Source organism: Acrocarpospora macrocephala (genome assembly GCF_009687865.1).
Taxonomy (GTDB): Bacteria; Actinomycetota; Actinomycetes; order Streptosporangiales; family Streptosporangiaceae; genus Acrocarpospora; species Acrocarpospora macrocephala.
The window spans coordinates 180838-197123 of sequence record NZ_BLAE01000016.1 but is presented as its reverse complement, the minus strand read 5'-3'; the positions used below and the strand labels follow the sequence as shown (position 1 = coordinate 197123).

Genomic DNA, 16286 nt, shown 5'->3' with positions numbered 1-16286 from the left:
AGACCCGAGCATGGAAGGCACCCCCTTTTCGCTCCAGCGGATCCGAACAACTACCCTCACGCTATCGGGCGGCTATGACAAAACCTGGCCTTGATCCACAACAAACCGCAGGTCACACGGCATGTGAAAAGATCTACCCACCACCATCCCCCGGGTTGAGAGAGTTCTCCGATCCCGGGACAGCGGGTGAAGCGCCGCAGGTCACCGGGTGATCGCCTACGGCATGGCGTAGCCGGAAACGCAACAAGACCCCATAGAACGGCGGTTACCACACGCAACCGATCAACGGGATCTCATTGTCCATGCGGCCCCGCCGCCGGTCCTGCCCGCCATCCACGCCATCGCCAACCACTCTGACCAGCACGAACAGGTGAGCAAAGGGCGGCGAACCCGTGGACATCACCGATCCCCGCCAGGCCTGGGCACAGCTCCCCGATCCCCGGGACCCACGCGGGCGACCTCACCCGCTGGTTGTCATCCTCGCGCTGGTGCAGGCGGCGATCGTGTGGCGATCGTGTCCGGAGCAGTCTGCCAGGCCGCCATCCGGCACGGGATCCCAACAGCCCCGAGCCGGTCCTGGCGCAGCTCGAAGTTCGGCGCGACCGGTGGACCGGCCGCTACCCAAGCCCCGTCCCCCGGCACCGTCGACCCCGTGTGTGACACGACCGCGCAGCTCAACGCAGCACACCTCGACGCCGCGTACCCCGCTCACCGCACCGCCCAGCTCACCGATCCATACCACGACCCCCAACGAGCTGATCCCCTTGACCGTGGACGGCAAGACCCAACACGGCACCGCGCACAGCCGCGCCCAGCATCGGCTCGGCACCCACCTCGCCCACCTCGCCCGCCACGGCCCGACCATCGCTCAACTCGATGCCGGCTCCAAAACCAATGAAATCACCGAGATCACCGCCTTCCAGCCGCCACTGAACCAGCTCCCGGACCTGACGAACACGGTCATCGGAGCGAACATGACGCGGATCCGATGCACTGCGCTCACACCCGCTACCCACACCGCCGCGGCCCCTACCCCCTCTTCCCAGCCGGCGGGAACCAGCCCGGCCCGTTCGACCAGCTCGACGCCCTGGCCTGGAACCAGGCCTGGAACCAGGTCCCAATCTCCTGGACGACCTGCGACCGCGGCCGCGCCCGGATCGAGATCCGTGCCATCCAAGTCCAACCCGCCCCGCCCACAACCCGGTTCCCGCACCTCAAACAGGTGTACCTCGCCGAACCTCACGCCTTCGACCTTGAACTGCAAGCCCTTGCCGGGCGTGGCGGTGCCGGGCGTCACGAACCCGACCGTGACGCTGACCGGTCCCCGCCGCCTGACCGAACTCGTCCACGGCCAGTGGCCATCGACAATCGCGATCATTACGTCCGGGACGTGACCGTCAGGGAGGACTGCTGGGTTCGCACCGACTCGACCCTGTCGATCCCGGCCACCATGCGTAGCTACGCGATCGGCGCTACGCCTGCTCAACTTCACCAACACCGCCGGCAGAACCCGCTGGGCCCACGACTTCCACACCCGCTGATCGCTCTCGGTCTCACGGTCTGAGAACCCCTTCAGCCCTGGCGCCCTCCCGTGCGGCACGAGCGTTGACCAGCTTGCGCAATCGGTCCAGACGTTCGTTTCCTGCCGCCCAGAATCTCATGCTGGAATTGATCTCAATAAGTCGTCCGCGCATATTCGGGCAGCGCTCTTCGAGCAGGGTTCGCAGACAGCGGCGATCATTGCTGTCCTCTCCGACCAGGACGACGACAGGACGTTTCACGGCACGAGTGCGCGTGCCGCCGTTTCGGCTCACAGATCACCGCCGAGCGCGCCGGAGAACCAGAGTTCACCAAGCGGTAGCCCTTCACTGGCCCGCGACGATCTCTTTTACTTTCTCATTTGAGATCGCGGGTATGATCGAGGATCCGTCGGCTGACTCCTCGCACACGATGAGTTCATCCGGCGTCATACGGTTGGCGAATGCCGGAGAATACGTCGCGATGAGGAATTGGGTGTGCTTGCTTTGTTCGCGCATGCGGTCGACTAATAGCTCCAGGGCCTGCGGGTGAAGCCCGTGGTCGATTTCCTCGATGCACGTCAGCGCGGGAGGCCGCGGGTCGTAGAGAAGTGCCAGCAGGCTCAGCAGGCGGATCGTTCCGTACGAGGCGTCCGCGAGTTGGGTGGGGTCGTGCGGGCCCCTTTCGCGTAGGACGACCACCACTTCACGAGCCGGGCCTGACGGGTGCTCGAAGTCGATGTCCTCCAACTGTGGCAGCACCGCGGCGGCATCTGCCACAAGGAACTCCCAAGCCTCCGTGGCCGACAGTGAAAGAGGGAGATGGCCAGGTTGGAGGCGTCCGAATCAATCGCGGAGAACTTGGCACCCCGCACGCGCGAGGGTTTGGCCGCTGCTTCCACGTCAATCTGCAGTATTTCGAAGGAGCCAAAGAAGTCAGCGAATGAGCGCACTTGCGCACTGCCCATCCCGGGAACCAGTCGAGAGAGCGTGGAAAGGCCACTGCTGAGGGGATGAATACCCAGGGCGGCTTTCACCGCATCGACTCTCATCAAGCCGGGATGGAGGAGGCGCGATTATCTCGCGCACTGAACCATCCGGTGCGAGCGTCTCCATCGATGCGCTGGCCCCTTCCACCCGGGTCAGTCTCCGGGTTCCGTCCGCGAAATCGAAAACGAATCACTCTTCGCGGGCCAGGGCGGGGCCGGTAAGTTAGTGACCCGCCACAGTCTGCGCGTCCCAGTGCCGCTAAGGTCGATCTGAAGAAAGTCATCAGCTCGGTCGCCGCGGAACAGAAGTGACTCAAGACCGCCCCGGCGTTCGAGTGCCGGCTCCAAGTCCGTTCTCACGATGTCGGCCAGGAATCGGAAGACTTCGAGCACATTCGTTTTTCCGGCGCCGTTCGGCCCGACCATCACGTTCACGGGCCCGAGCGACAGCGTGATATCTCAGGCTTCGGAAATTACGTCGCGCTCGTCATCAACTTTGTGGACGAATGGTAGACAGATGACAGATGTTTCTATCGAGCTTCGTTCAAATGGGTGGGGGATCGGCCGACGATGGTTCCCGCGCGGTCGATGACGATGATGTCCACGGAGACCGGGGCGCCGGTTAGGACGATGCGGGCGGTGTTCTGGGCGCGGGTGGCCACGAGGTCGCCGAGGGGGATGGTCGCGGCCTGGCAGAGGCGGAGGGCGTGGAGGGCGGTGTTGGCGGATTTGATCTGGGGGATGAGGTCGGGGGGCGCGCCCGCTTCTGCGGCCAGGGTGGCGAGGAGGGTGAGGTTGACCTGGGAGCGGCCGGAGTGGAGGTCTAGGTGGCCGTCGGCGAGTTTGGAGAGTTTGCCGATGCCGCCGACGATGGTGAGGCGGGGGATGGGGTGGCGGCGGAGGTATTTCAGGACGGCGCCGGCGAAGTCGCCCATGTCGAGGAGGGCGTCGTCGGGCAGGCCGTACAGGGTGGAGGCGACCTGTTCGGAGGTGCTGCCGGTGCAGCCGGCGACGTGGGGGTGGCCCGCGGCGCGGGCGACGTCGATGCCGCGGCGGATGCTGTCGATCCAGGCGGAGCAGGAGTAGGGGACGACGACGCCGGTGGTGCCGAGGATGGAGAGGCCGCCGAGGATGCCTAGCCGGGGGTTCCACGTTTTGAGGGCGAGTTCGGCTCCGCCTTCTACGGATATTTCCACTACGACGTCGCCGGTTCCGCCGTGGCGGGCGGCGACTTCGGCGATGTGGCCGGCCATCAGGCGGCGCGGAACCGGGTTGATGGCGGGTTCGCCGACCGGGAGGGGCAGGCCGGGTTTGGTCACGGTGCCGACGCCCGGGCCGGCGCGGAAGGTCACGCCGGAGCCGGGGGCGCCGGGGCGGATGGTGGACGTGATGAGAGCGCCGTGGGTCACGTCCGGGTCGTCGCCCGCGTCCTTGACGATCGCGGCCATCGCCCAGCCGTCGCCGAGCGCCTCCCGGGCCAGTGCGAATGACGGGTGTTTGTCCTTAGGCAGGGTGATCTCGACGGGGTCGGGGAATTCGCCCGACAGCAGTGCCGTATAGGCGGCCGTCGTCGCCGCGGTCGCGCAGGCGCCCGTGGTCCAGCCGTATCTGAGGCCGCTCATGTGTCGCGGCTCAGGGAGGGCGTGGGATGCCGATGTGTCGGCCAGCCGTCTATGAGGCCGTTGAGCCAGGTCACGGCTTCGTCGACGGTTTCGGCTGTGAGGATGCCGGGCGGTGGGGGCGGACGCCGTACCACGATCACGGGGAGGCCCAGTTCGCGGGCGGCGGTGAGCTTGGCGGAGGTCATGGTGCCGCCGCTGTCCTTGGTGACGATCACGTCGATGTGATGGGCGCGCAGCAGGTGGAGTTCGCCTTCCCGCGTGTACGGTCCCCGGCTGAGCAGCACCTCCATTCGGAGCGGGAACGGAGGCTCGGGCGTGTCGACCGATCGGGCGAGGAACCAGACGTCGTCGAGATGGGCGAAAGCGGGCAGGCTTCGGCGGCCGGTGGTGAGGAAGGCGCGCGTACCGATCTGGGGGAGCCGTTCGGCGGCTTCCTCCAGTGTGGCCGTCCAGCGCCAGTCGTCGCCGGGTTCGGGGGTCCAGCCGGGCCGCCGGAGCACCAGCAACGGAATCCCGGCGCTGTTCGCCGCCTTCACGGCCGAATCGGTCATTCGCGCGGCGAACGGATGCGACGCGTCCACGATCATGGTCACGCGTTCGGCTCGCAGCCAGGCGGCGAGACCGTCCGGCCCGCCGAAACCACCGATCCTGACCTCGCCGACGGGCAACCGGGGGGAATTCACCCGGCCCGCCAGGGACGAGATCGTGTCGACTCGTCCCTGTACGGCTGCCGCCAGACGCCTGGCCTCGTCCGTGCCCCCGATGATCAGCAGCCGGGGGCTCATGCCGGGTAGCGGCGCGGCGTGAACACGACATCCCCCTGCTCGCGGGGAACGATCCGCGTGGTCGAGGAGCCGATGATCAGCAAACAGCGCATGTCGACGTCGGCGGGGTCCAGGTCGGCCAGGGTCGTCACGCGGACGTCTTCGCCGGGCGAACCCACGGAGCGGCCGATGATCACCGGGGTTTCGGGCGATCGGTGCTCCAGGAGCAGGTCGCGGGCCGCGGCGACCTGCCAGGTACGGGTGCGCGACGCCGGGTTGTAGATGGCCAGCACCAGATCCGCACGAGCGGCCGCGCTGATCCGATCCGCCACCACATCCCAGGGTTTGAGCTGATCCGACAGCGAGAGCACGCAGTAGTCGTGCCCGAGCGGCGCGCCCACCCGCGCCGCGACCGCGTGCGCCGCCGTGAGCCCCGGGACCACCCGGACGGGAACCCCCGCGAACCGGGCCTCGCACGACACTTCCAGAACCGCGCTCGCCATCGCGAAAACTCCGGGATCCCCTGACGAGACCACGGCAACCCGCGAACCGGACAACGCCAATTCCAGCGCGTGCGCGGCCCGTTCGGCCTCGACTCTGTTGTCGGTCGCGTGGCGTTTCTGCCGCGGATTCACGGGGACCCGATCCAAATAAGGCCCGTACCCGACTAATTCATCGGCCGTCATCAGCGCATCCCACGCTTCCGGTGTCAGCCACGGCCGGCCGGCGGGCCCAAGCCCGACCACGGCCACCTCGCCCATTCCCGAAGCCGGAACAGTCCGCACCGGCACGACCGCCGGATCGTTCACCGGACTGGGCAGCAGCGCCAGCGAGAAATAGGGAACCGACGCCGGATCCACATCCGCCAGAGGCGCTATTCGTTCACCCGCCGTCGTGGCCCGCTCCACATACCACGCGTCGTCCAGTTTCCCCGCCGCCGCGAAAGCGTCCCGCACCTTCTCGAAGGTACGGCCCAGCTTCAGAATCGCCACCGAATCAGCCGACCCGATGTGCGCCGCGAGCGTCTCCGCCGGAAGCGTCCCCGGCAGAACCGTCAACGTCTCATCCCGCTCGACCAGCGGCCTCCCCAGCACGGCCGCCGCCCCGCTCACCGAAGTGACTCCCGGCACGACCTCGGTCTCATACCGATGCGCCAGCCGTTTGTGCATATGCATGTACGACCCATAGAACATCGGATCGCCCTCGCACAACACGACCACATCACGGCCCGCGTCCAAATGCTCCGCCAGCCGAATCGCACACGCCGCATAGAAATCGTCGAGCGCGCCTTGATACCCACCCGGATGATCGGTCGTCTCCGTGGTGACCGGATAGACGAGCGCTTCTTCGACCTGGTCGCCACGTAAATAGGGAGCGGCCACCGACCGCGCGATACTCCGCCCGTGGCGTGCGCTGTGATACGCGATCACCCCGGCCGCCCCGAGCAGTCGCGCGGCTTTCACGGTCACCAATTCCGGATCACCGGGTCCGAGCCCTACGCCATAAAGTCGTCCGACCTTGCCGGTCGCCGGTTCCGGGTGACCGGATGGGAGTTCAACGCCATCGAGTCGTGCGGTCTGGACGGTCGCCGGTTCGGGGTGGCAGGGTCCTGCGAGTTGTCCGGTCGTGACGAATTCCGGATCGCTGGAATGCGGGGCCGTGCCCTTGGGGTCTTTTGGTGGCCGGGTCATGTCGTTCGCACCGTCCTCGGTCACTCTTCGTCGCTCGCGATCGCGTTGATCGCCGCGGCCGTCATGGCGCTGCCGCCTCTACGTCCCCGTACCACCAGGAACTCCAGGTCGTCGCGTCCGGCAAGGGCGTCCTTCGACTCCGCCGCCCCGATGAAACCCACCGGAACCCCCAGCACCGCAGCCGGTCGTCCCGCTCCCTCGTCAATCATCTCCAGCAGCCGGAAGAGCGCCGTCGGAGCGTTTCCGATGGCGACGACCGAGCCTTCCAGGCGATCCCGCCACAATTCCAGAGCGGCCGCGCTCCTGGTCGTTCCCAGCCGTTCCGCCAGTTCGGGCACGCGCGGATCCCCCAGTGTGCAAATCACATCATTCCCGGCGGGAAGCCGCCTGCGCGTCACCCCCGACGCCACCATCCGCGCGTCACACAGCACCGGAGCCCCACCTCGCAATGCTGTCCCCGCCGCCGAGACCACCCGAGGCGACCAGGCCAGATCTCCCACCAGATCCACCATCCCGCAGGCGTGAATCATCCGGACCGCGACCCGCGCCACATCCTCCGGCAGCCCGCCCAATTCCGCTTCCGCGCGAATCGTGGCGAACGAGCGCCGATAGATCTCCGCACCGTCCCGGACGTAACTCACCCGATCCTCCTGCTCCGCACATCCCCAACAACCGCGTCCAATTCCCTATGGGTACGGCTGACGCCCTCGAAATCCACCCGATAACCCCCCGGAACCGCCACCACATCCACAACCTCACTCCGAGGCCGCCCGCAACGACGTTCGCACCCCGCCCAATGCACGGACCTCGACCCGCGGAGCGCCGGCACTGACGCCCGCGCGTCCGCCTGCACATCGGTCAGCGACTTCGCGCAACCCGGCCGTCCCGTGCACGCCGTCATCCCCACCCAAGGCGATCGGGGATCGGTCACCAGCCCCGCATCGCCCAGAGCGGCCTCAGCCGACGCCGCCTCCTCCGCCGACAGCCCAGCCACAACCACCCCCCGCCAGGGCGTCAACCGCACGATTCCCTCCGAACCGGCCACCTCGGCGAGTACCGCCGCGTGTGCCGCCGACAACCGCCCGAGCGGAACGGCCGCTCCGATCGCATACGTCCCATCGCTCAGCGGAATGACACCCAGCGGAGTGATGCTCAGCGGAGTGACGCCCAGCGGCGGACGACCGTCGCCGGGCCGATCACCGGGTCCTTCGGCCGAGGTCTGGCCCACGGTGGGCCGGGCGGCGACCTTGGTGGCGGCACGAGCGGCGACCTGGGCGGTAGCGGTGGTGGTGACCGGGGCGGCGACCTGGGCGGTAGCGGTGGTGGTGACCGGGGCGGTGACCCGGGCGGTAGCGGTGGTGTTGACCAGGGCGGTGACCCGGGCGGGGACGGTGACATGGGAGGTGAACAGCTCGGCTATCCGGGCGGCTACCTGTGCTGGACCGTCCTGGAGTTCGGCCAGCCGCCACGCCTCGCTGTTCTGGGCGGCTCGTTCGGTGAGGAAGGATTCTGCGGCGGTCAGCATGAGCGGGACGGTGACCTCGACCGGACAGCGGATTCCGTGGTCTTCCCCAGCGAGCAGGATCCGCAGGGAATCGGCGTCAGGGATGGCCGATATATCGGCGTTCTGGGTGGCCACGTCGCCGGTGCCGTCGTCCAGGGCGAAGAGGAATCGGCCAGGGAGGCCCGCCAGGGGCGTACGCGCGCAGAGGCCTTCGTCCAGGGCGGCGACCAGCGGGCGGACGTCGAGGACGCCATACGGGCCGAGGCCGGTCAGCGGCGAGGCGAGGATGTTGCGGACACGTTCGTGGGTGGCGGAGGGGAGCAGGCCCGCGGCGGCGATTCCGGCGGCGAAGGCGGCCGGGTCGCGGAGGGCGCGCACCTGGATGTTCGCGCGGGAGGTCAACTCGATGAAGCCGTCGCCGAGGCCGGCGGTCAGGGCGTGGAGCGCGGCGGTGGAGAGCTCGCCGCCAGGGACGCGTACGCGGGCCAGCGGGCCATCCGCCGCCTGGTGAAGCTGCAGGGCTCCGGGGCAGGCATCAGGTCCAGTCCGGATGAGATCTGGGACGCTTCGCGCCGATATCCCGCTATGTCCCGCAATAGCCACATCCTGGATGGTAAAGCCTGCCCGGCGCTTCGCTCCCCGCGGGGCGCGGGGCCGGGGCCCTGAAATCACCGCGAAGTGGCTCTGTACGCACTGGAGCGTTCTATCCATTGGCGTCACGGCGAAGGGTCGCCGCCCGATTCGCGGTGATGAGAAGCCATCCCGATAGTCGGGAAGGTGGGGTGGGCTGTCCTGGAAAAGGTGGTTGGCATACGCTGCTCGTGGCGACGGCGAATGAGGAAGCCGGTGTGAATCCGGCGCGGTCCCGCCACTGTCACCGGGGAGCGAACCCCACCATGGCCACTGTCACAGGGAAGGCCGGGGGGAGCGTCGAGCCGGGAGCCAGGACACTCGGGCGTCGTGACTTCGACGACCCGGGGCGCGGACCCCGAGGGAGGGCTCTCGCGTGATCCTGCTGCTGTCCACGTCCGACACCGACCTGCTCAGCGCCCGTGCGAGCGGCGCCGGCTATCGCCTCGCGAACCCGGCCAGGCTCCGGCCGGACGATCTTCCTGACCTGCTGGACGGCGCCGATCTCGTCGTCGTACGGCTCCTGGGTGGCCGCCGGGCCTGGGAGGATGGCCTGGACCTCCTGCTCGCCGGGCCGGTCCCGGTGGTCGTGCTCGGAGGTGAGCAGGCTCCCGACGCCGAGTTGATGGAACTGTCCACCGTTCCGGGCGGAGTGTGCGCGGAGGCGCACGCGTACCTGGCCCACGGCGGACCGGCCAACCTGGCGGAACTCCACCATTTCCTCTCCGACACGGTGCTCCTCACCGGCCACGGCTTCGACCCGCCCGCCCCACTGCCCACCTGGGGCATTCTGTCCCGTCCCGACCATCGCGCGGACGCGGGCGGCCGGTTGCCGTCTGGACAGTCGCCACCGGAGGAAGGGCCGCTGCACGACCCCCGTTCTGAGAAACCCGGGAACTGGGGCGAGCGGCCGCGTCATGGGGGTGACGGACCGCCGGTTGGTGAATCGCGCCGTGAGGGGTCCGGGGACGATCTCCCGCGTCATGGGGGTGACGGACCGCCGGTTGGTGAATCGCGCCGTGAGGGGTCCGGGGACGATCTCCCGCGTCATGGGGGTGACGGACCGCCGGTTGGTGAATCGCGCCGTGAGGAGTCCGGGGACGATCTCCCGCGGCCGGTGGTTGGGGTGCTCTACTACCGGGCGCATCATGTGGCCGGGAACACCGCGTTCGTGGAAGCGCTCTGTGCTGCCGTTGAGGCGGCCGGGGGGCAGGCGCTGCCGGTGTACTGCGCGTCGCTCCGGACCGCGGAGCCGGGGCTTTTCGCGGCTTTGCGGCGGGTGGACGCGCTTGTGGTCACAGTGCTGGCGGCCGGCGGGACCAAGCCCGCGACCGCGTCGGCGGGCGGGGATGACGAAGCCTGGGACGTGGGGGCGCTGGCGGAGCTGGACATCCCGATCATTCAGGGGCTCTGCCTCACGGGGGATCGCGCCTCCTGGGAGGCGGGGGACGACGGGCTTTCGCCGCTGGACGCGGCCACGCAGGTCGCGATTCCGGAGTTCGACGGGCGGCTCATCACCGTTCCCTTCTCCTTCAAGGAGATCGACGCGGACGGGCTCACCGTGTATGTCGCCGACGCGGAGCGGGCCGCACGGGTGGCCGGGATCGCGGTACGGCACGGGCTGCTCCGGCACGTCCCCGCCGCCGAGCGGCGGATCGCGATCATGTTGTCGGCGTATCCGACGAAACACTCCCGGATCGGGAACGCCGTCGGCCTGGACACGCCCGCGAGCGTGGTCCGGTTGCTGGACGCGATGGCGGCGAGCGGATACGAGCTCGGCGAGGACCTGCCCCGGCACGAGGGAGACGCGCTCATCCACGCGCTCATCGCGGCCGGTGGGCAGGATCCCGACTGGCTCACCGAGGAGCAGCTGGCGGGCAATCCCGTACGTATCCCCGCCGAGCGTTACATCGAGTGGTATCGCACGCTTCCCGAGGATCTGCGGGAGGGGATGGAACGCCACTGGGGGCCGCCGCCGGGGGAACTCTACGTTCAGGACGGGGACATCGTGCTGGCCGCGCTGCGGTCGGGGAACGTCGTCGTCATGGTGCAGCCGCCGCGTGGATTCGGCGAGAACCCGATCGCCATCTACCACGATCCCGACCTGCCGCCCAGCCACCACTATCTCGCCGCCTATCGCTGGCTGTCCGACACGTTCCAGGCGCATGCCGTCGTCCACGTCGGCAAACACGGCAACCTCGAATGGCTGCCCGGCAAGTCGGCCGGTCTCTCCGCCTCCTGCGGCCCGGACGCGGCCCTCGGCGACCTTCCGCTGATATATCCGTTCCTGGTCAACGACCCGGGCGAGGGCACCCAGGCCAAACGCCGCGCCCACGCCACCCTCGTCGACCACCTCGTCCCGCCGATGGCCCGCGCCGACACCTACGGCGACCTGGCCCGGCTGGAACAGCTCCTCGATGAGCACGCGTCCATCGCCGCCATGGACCCCGCCAAACTGCCCGCCATCCGCGCCCAGATCTGGACCCTCATCCAGGCCGCTCGCTTAGACCACGACCTCGGCCTCGACGACCGCCCGCACGACGCCGAATTCGACGACTTCCTCCTCCACGTCGACGGCTGGCTGTGCGAGGTCAAGGACGTCCAGATCCGGGACGGCCTGCACGTGCTCGGCGTCGCCCCCGAAGGCGAGGCCAGGGTCGACCTCGTCCTGGCCATGCTCCGAGCCCGGCAGATGTGGGCGGGTTCTGAGGCACTGCCCGGCCTCCGCGAGGCTCTCGGACTCTCGGAAGCGGGAGACGCGACCCGAATCGGAGTCGACGAAGCCGAGGCGACCGCCCGCGCACTGGTCTCGGCGATGGAAGCCCGAGCCTGGACACCCGACGCCGCCCCCGAGGTCGTTCGCGAAATCCTTGGAAATATCACCCCCGGCCGGAAATCAGACGACATCACACGCCCAGACCTGGACACACCCCTGGTCCAGAACGCGATGCCGGGGGAGAGGGCCGAAGACGTGCCAGCAGCGGATCTTGCCTCCACTTCCGGTACTGCACCGACGATGAATGCCGTCGCCGCCGGGGTGGGGCCGGAAGCCCTCGCTTCAGGGGCGGCGCCGGAGGTAGATGCGGTGGTGGAGCCCATGGCGGTAGGGCGGGTGATTTCAGCGGATCGCGGCTTGGTCGAGCGGGTGTTGCGGTTCGCCGCTGTGGAGGTTGTGCCTCGGCTGGCGCGTACCACCGATGAGATCGACAACGTGCTGCACGCCCTGAACGGGGGATACGTTCCCGCCGGGCCCAGCGGATCGCCGCTGCGGGGTCTGGTCAATGTGCTGCCGACCGGGCGGAACTTCTACTCGGTCGATCCGAAGGCCGTGCCGAGCAGGCTGGCGTGGGAGACCGGGCAGGCGATGGCGGAGTCGCTGGTCGAGCGGTATCGAGCGGATACGGGGGAGTGGCCCCGATCGGTGGGGTTGTCCATCTGGGGGACCAGCGCGATGCGCACCGCGGGAGACGATATCGCCGAGGTGCTCGCGCTGCTGGGCGTGCGGCCGGTGTGGGATGACGCGTCGCGCCGGGTCACCGGACTGGAGGCGATCTCCGCCGGAGAGCTCGGACGGCCCCGAGTCGATGTGACCGTGCGGATCAGCGGGTTCTTCCGCGACGCGTTCCCCCACGTCGTGGCCATGCTGGACGACGCGGTCAAACTCGTCGCGAACCTGGACGAGCCGGGCAACTTCGTCCGGGAACACGTGCTCGCCGACGCCGCGCGCGGCGAGCGCGCCACGTTGCGGATCTTCGGGTCGGCGCCAGGGGCGTACGGCGCGGGCCTGCTCCCACTCATCGACAGCCGCAACTGGCGGGACGACACCGACCTGGCCGAGGTGTACGCGGTCTGGGGCGGATTCGCCTACGGCCGCGGCGTCGACGGCGTCGCGGCCCGCGAGGACATGGAGTCGGCCTACCGGCGGATCAACGTCGCCGCCAAGAACGTCGACACCCGCGAACACGACATCGCCGACTCCGACGACTATTTCCAGTACCACGGCGGCATGATCGCCACCGTCCGCGCCCTCACGGGCAAGGCCCCAGCCGCGTACATCGGCGACAGCACCCGCCCCGACGCCGTGCGCACCCGCAGCCTCTCCGAGGAGACCAGCAGGATCTTCCGCGCCCGGGTCGTCAACCCCCGCTGGCTGGCCGCGATGCGCAGGCACGGCTACAAGGGCGCGTTCGAGTTGGCCGCCACCGTCGACTACCTGTTCGGCTACGACGCCACCACCGGCGTGGTCGCCGACTGGATGTACGACAAACTCGCCGCCACCTACGTCCTCGACGAGGAGAACCAGCGCTTCCTCACCGAATCCAACCCCTGGGCACTCCACGGCATCACCGAACGCCTCCTGGAAGCGGCCGGACGCGGCATGTGGGAACACCCGGACCCCGAAATCCTCCAGCGCCTCCAGGAGGTCTACCTCAAGGCCGAAGGCGACCTCGAATCCGGCTGAGCGATTCGGCCGCTCGCCGTTATCCGGCGCCGCCCACCACCACTTCGCTTCTCGCCGCACCGGCGCCAAAGAGGGAGCGCCATTTCCGGCCAGCTATCCACGGGCGGGGCCAACTCCCGTCGATCGGCAGCTCCATCGATGGAGCGGAGGCGGCCTTTGAGGCAGCTACATCGATTCGCCGAAGGGCATTGAGATCTACAACTTGAAGGCGCCCGGGGGGAGGTTTTCGCTGGATGGGAGGGTTTGGGGGCGGCGGCCGGGGGCGGCGGCGGAGATGCCCTCGCGGCGGAGGAGGTCGGCCAGCAGGAGGGCGACCGCCTCGCCGGTGAGGCGGCGGGCGGCCTCGCGTCGCAGCAGGCCCTCGATGACCGGCCACAGGGCTCCGGCGTTCGACGGCGGGTCGGGCTCGTGGGTCAGCGCCATGCCGAGCATGGACAGCGGCCCGTCCCCGGGATAGGGCGGCCGCCCCTCCACCGCCGCGTACATGGTCGCCCCCAGCGACCACAGATCCGACGCGTGCGTGGCTCTCTCGCCGCGCATACGCTCCGGAGCCAGATAGGCGGCCGACCGGGTGAGCGGAATGGTCTGGGAGGACGTGCTGTCCTCCTCCATCGCCGCGATGCCGAAATCGGTGAGCACCACCCGATCCCCGGTGAGCAGGATGTTCTCCGGCTTGATGTCGCCGTGCACGACCCCGCACAGATGCGCGTGCCGGATCCCGGCCAGAAGCTGGAACCCCAGCCAGGCCGACCAGCGGACCGGGATGCGGCCGATGTGCCCGATCGTCTCCTTGAGGGTCAGCCCCTCCAGGAACTCGGTCACGATCCAGAGCCGCCCGTTCTCCTCGAACAGATCGTGCACGGTGATGATCCCGGGATGGCTCAGCCGCGCCGCCGACCGCGCCTCCTTGAGGGCGCGCCGCCGGGTGTCCTCCAGGTCGGGCATGTCCATCCGGTACGGCGGCTGCACCTCCTTGATCGCCACGTCCCGGGTCAGCCGCAGGTCATGAGCCTGCCACATGATGCCCGTGCCATCACGACGAATCGGCGATGCCAGCCGATAACGCTCAAGGAGCAGTCGTGCGCGATCCGTTCCCATATCCACCCGTCTGCTCCGAGCCCTGCAATTCCCGCGTTCCGAGTTCCATATTGTGCTCTGTCACGGTTCCGGAGTGCGGCGTCACTCCCCGTACGGGAGATAACGATCCGATCTACACCAGGCCGATTCCAAGGATCATCGTCCCGGCGCCGAGTCCGACCCCGCCGAGCACGGTAAGCCATATCAGTTTGTTCGGCTTCGTATCAGACGGCCGTACGACCGACAGGAAGAAGCCGAGCGGCATCAGGATGGGGGCGGCGACGATCAGCACCCGGGCCAGGGAGCGCATACCGTCCGAGAGATCTGCATGATCCAGGTATAGCAGGGCGACCAGTGCGAAGAGCACCAAAACGCCCGCATGGGCGTGTCCGGCTCGCCAGAGGCCGCGCCTGACCGGGTTGTCGAGGTAGCCGGGGATGCGCCCGAGGATGTGGCCCAGCAGGGAGAGCCCGCCGATGCCGACGCCCGAGACGGTGATGAGCAGCACTCCGGCCGTGGTGAGCGAGGAGGGGGACATGCGCGGATCCGTTTCGTTGGGAAGTTGTGCTATCCAATAATTGGATAGTTTCGCTATCCAGTCAAGGGCATTTGCCTTTACGCCGCTCAACGGGTTATCTGTCGGGACTCCTTCAGCCGAGCCAAAGATCACACGACGATTCAGGCGAGTTGTCGGTCGGTTCGGGGAAGATATGAAGCAGAGAAGTCCCCCGAGCGGAGGTATCACCGATGGCCAGCAAGGACACCGGCGGTCAGAAGCAGACCGGCCGCCAGGAGAGCGAGACCCAAGACGTCGAGGCGCAGGACGCCACCGATGTCCAGGAACGGCATGAGAAGCTCACCGACGACGTGGACGCGATCCTCGACGAGATCGACGAGGTGCTCGAGGAGAACGCCGAAGAGTTCGTGCGCAGCTACGTGCAGAAGGGCGGCGAGTAAGGGGGGATTCCCCGTCCTGTCCAACCGAGGCCGAACGTATGTTCGCATCCTCATCGCCCCTGTGAGGGGTCGCAATCAGCGAATGTTCGCCGGGCCGTGCAGCCCGCGACCGATAACCGGCGGTGACCCGGCTCACCGTGCGTCACCGCCGGTCACCGGCCAAGTCCGGGGACTCTCTGCGTGAACCGCGGCGTTCCCGTCCCAGTTCTACTGAGATGGGGCGCCGCGTCGTTCGCTCCGGGGCATGACGAGCAGGTCGTGGCGGTATTCCCCGGCCAGCCGGGCGAATACCGATTCATCACCCGGGCATGGCATCACCGCGAAACGCGTCCGCGACGCCGGATCCCGGATGACCGCCAGGCGAGCGCCCTGGCCTCCCTCGAGTAGGCCCGCTTCCAGGCGGGCGAAAGGCTCGCCCGCGCGCAGCTCCACGCGAGCGGCCGGCCCGCCCCCGATGATCTCCATCGCCGAGACGAGCGTGCCGCGCACGACGTCGTCGACCTCGACCGGGCCGGGCACGCCGCAGCCGATCCCGTGGATCTCCCTGCCGTCCGGAGCCCGCAGCGAAATCGTGCCGTCGGGGGCCGCCTCGACCCGGAGCAGGCCGTTGTCGAGGACTCCCGGGATAGGCAGGCCGCCGCCGGGGCCCGAGCCGGGGGACAGCGCGGGCGCGGCGGACGCGACCAGGACGATTCTCCCCGCCGCGGGGACCGTGACCTGGGCGGCCACGGTCACGACCGGCTCCACGACCGCGCCGCCGACGAGCGTCGGACCGTGCTCCAGCCACTGGACCGGCACCCAGGCTCCCGCCCGCGTGAGCAGATGCGGGCGGCTCTCCGGCAGCTCGGTGAAGATCAACCCGGTCCGCTCGTACGCCGAGGGGTTCACCACCTCGATCTCCAAGGTCAGCGCGGTCACCTCCGACGGCCGGTCTTCACGAAGGATCGGTATACCCCGGGCGCAAGTCGTACAAAGATATGTCCGGGATCTTGAAAGCGGTTCGCGCTCAGCTGATCGGGAAGAGTGCAAGCAGTGCGCCGAGGTGAGTAGGGTCGGCCTAAACAGACGACACA

General features: G+C 68.5%; 13 protein-coding genes and 1 riboswitch. Of the genes, 2 read left to right on the top strand and 11 right to left on the bottom strand.

Annotated elements, in window-relative coordinates; all coding sequences use genetic code 11:
• Positions 1 to 868 precede the first annotated feature (868 nt).
• The 8 genes from Amac_RS16205 to Amac_RS16175 form a co-directional block, all read right to left on the bottom strand.
• Positions 869 to 1378, bottom strand: a complete 510-nt coding sequence (locus tag Amac_RS16205; protein WP_155355204.1) for a hypothetical protein — start codon at positions 1376 to 1378, stop codon at positions 869 to 871.
• 487 nt (positions 1379 to 1865) lie between these two features.
• Positions 1866 to 2297 (bottom strand): AAA family ATPase, encoded by a 432-nt coding sequence (locus Amac_RS56175; protein ID WP_246268378.1) that lies wholly within the window; start codon positions 2295 to 2297, stop codon positions 1866 to 1868.
• Between the two features lie 362 nt (positions 2298 to 2659).
• Entirely contained in the window at positions 2660 to 2932 is a 273-nt protein-coding gene (locus Amac_RS56170; protein ID WP_246268384.1) for an AAA family ATPase, read from the bottom strand.
• Positions 2933 to 3036: 104 nt separating this feature from the next.
• A complete protein-coding gene (locus tag Amac_RS16195) occupies positions 3037 to 4128 on the bottom strand; it encodes a cobalt-precorrin-5B (C(1))-methyltransferase (protein ID WP_155355203.1) in 1092 nt (363 codons plus the stop codon).
• Positions 4125 to 4913: a cobalt-precorrin-6A reductase gene (locus Amac_RS16190; protein WP_155355202.1), complete on the bottom strand. Its 789-nt coding sequence runs from the start codon at positions 4911 to 4913 to the stop codon at positions 4125 to 4127. The genes Amac_RS16195 and Amac_RS16190 overlap by 4 nt, the downstream gene beginning before the upstream one ends.
• On the bottom strand, positions 4910 to 6583 hold the full coding sequence (locus tag Amac_RS16185) for a precorrin-2 C(20)-methyltransferase (RefSeq protein ID WP_155355201.1): 1674 nt from the start codon (positions 6581 to 6583) through the stop codon (positions 4910 to 4912). The genes Amac_RS16190 and Amac_RS16185 overlap by 4 nt, the downstream gene beginning before the upstream one ends.
• Positions 6584 to 6603: 20 nt before the next feature.
• A complete protein-coding gene (locus Amac_RS16180) occupies positions 6604 to 7224 on the bottom strand; it encodes a precorrin-8X methylmutase (protein ID WP_155355200.1) in 621 nt (206 codons plus the stop codon).
• The gene (locus Amac_RS16175; RefSeq protein ID WP_246268377.1) at positions 7221 to 8690 is read right to left on the bottom strand and encodes a ferredoxin-like domain-containing protein; all 1470 of its coding nucleotides are present in this window, start codon (positions 8688 to 8690) and stop codon (positions 7221 to 7223) included. The genes Amac_RS16180 and Amac_RS16175 overlap by 4 nt, the downstream gene beginning before the upstream one ends.
• Positions 8691 to 8883: 193 nt before the next feature.
• Positions 8884 to 9062, top strand: a riboswitch (cobalamin riboswitch).
• Between the two features lie 31 nt (positions 9063 to 9093).
• Between Amac_RS16175 and cobN the strand changes: the two genes are divergently transcribed.
• Complete coding sequence (gene cobN, locus Amac_RS16170) at positions 9094 to 13179, top strand: cobaltochelatase subunit CobN (protein ID WP_155355198.1); 4086 nt, start codon at positions 9094 to 9096, stop codon at positions 13177 to 13179.
• A 195-nt stretch (positions 13180 to 13374) separates the two neighbouring features.
• Here the strand turns inward: cobN and Amac_RS16165 are convergent, their stop codons facing one another.
• The gene (locus tag Amac_RS16165) at positions 13375 to 14199 is read right to left on the bottom strand and encodes a serine/threonine-protein kinase (RefSeq protein ID WP_170322511.1); all 825 of its coding nucleotides are present in this window, start codon (positions 14197 to 14199) and stop codon (positions 13375 to 13377) included.
• Positions 14200 to 14389: 190 nt separating this feature from the next.
• Complete coding sequence (locus Amac_RS16160) at positions 14390 to 14794, bottom strand: hypothetical protein (protein ID WP_155355196.1); 405 nt, start codon at positions 14792 to 14794, stop codon at positions 14390 to 14392.
• A gap of 209 nt (positions 14795 to 15003) precedes the next feature.
• Between Amac_RS16160 and Amac_RS16155 the strand changes: the two genes are divergently transcribed.
• Positions 15004 to 15213, top strand: a complete 210-nt coding sequence (locus Amac_RS16155; protein ID WP_155355195.1) for a ubiquitin-like protein Pup — start codon at positions 15004 to 15006, stop codon at positions 15211 to 15213.
• 207 nt (positions 15214 to 15420) lie between these two features.
• Here Amac_RS16155 and Amac_RS16150 read toward each other — a convergent pair whose 3' ends face one another.
• Positions 15421 to 16131, bottom strand: a complete 711-nt coding sequence (locus Amac_RS16150; RefSeq protein ID WP_155355194.1) for a hypothetical protein — start codon at positions 16129 to 16131, stop codon at positions 15421 to 15423.
• Between the last annotated feature and the right edge of the window lie 155 nt (positions 16132 to 16286).

Excerpts from the sequence above, each read along its gene's own strand:
- Amac_RS16205 (WP_155355204.1), bottom strand. The coding sequence starts at position 1,378 with ATGATCGCGATTGTCGATGGCCACTGGCCGTGGACGAGTTCGGTCAGG.
- Amac_RS56170 (WP_246268384.1), bottom strand. The coding sequence starts at position 2,932 with ATGGTCGGGCCGAACGGCGCCGGAAAAACGAATGTGCTCGAAGTCTTC.
- Amac_RS16195 (WP_155355203.1), bottom strand. The coding sequence starts at position 4,128 with ATGAGCGGCCTCAGATACGGCTGGACCACGGGCGCCTGCGCGACCGCG.
- Amac_RS16190 (WP_155355202.1), bottom strand. The coding sequence starts at position 4,913 with ATGAGCCCCCGGCTGCTGATCATCGGGGGCACGGACGAGGCCAGGCGT.
- Amac_RS16185 (WP_155355201.1), bottom strand. The coding sequence starts at position 6,583 with ATGACCCGGCCACCAAAAGACCCCAAGGGCACGGCCCCGCATTCCAGC.
- Amac_RS16165 (WP_170322511.1), bottom strand. The coding sequence starts at position 14,199 with ATGTGGCAGGCTCATGACCTGCGGCTGACCCGGGACGTGGCGATCAAG.
- Amac_RS16160 (WP_155355196.1), bottom strand. The coding sequence starts at position 14,794 with ATGTCCCCCTCCTCGCTCACCACGGCCGGAGTGCTGCTCATCACCGTC.
- Amac_RS16155 (WP_155355195.1), top strand. The coding sequence starts at position 15,004 with ATGGCCAGCAAGGACACCGGCGGTCAGAAGCAGACCGGCCGCCAGGAG.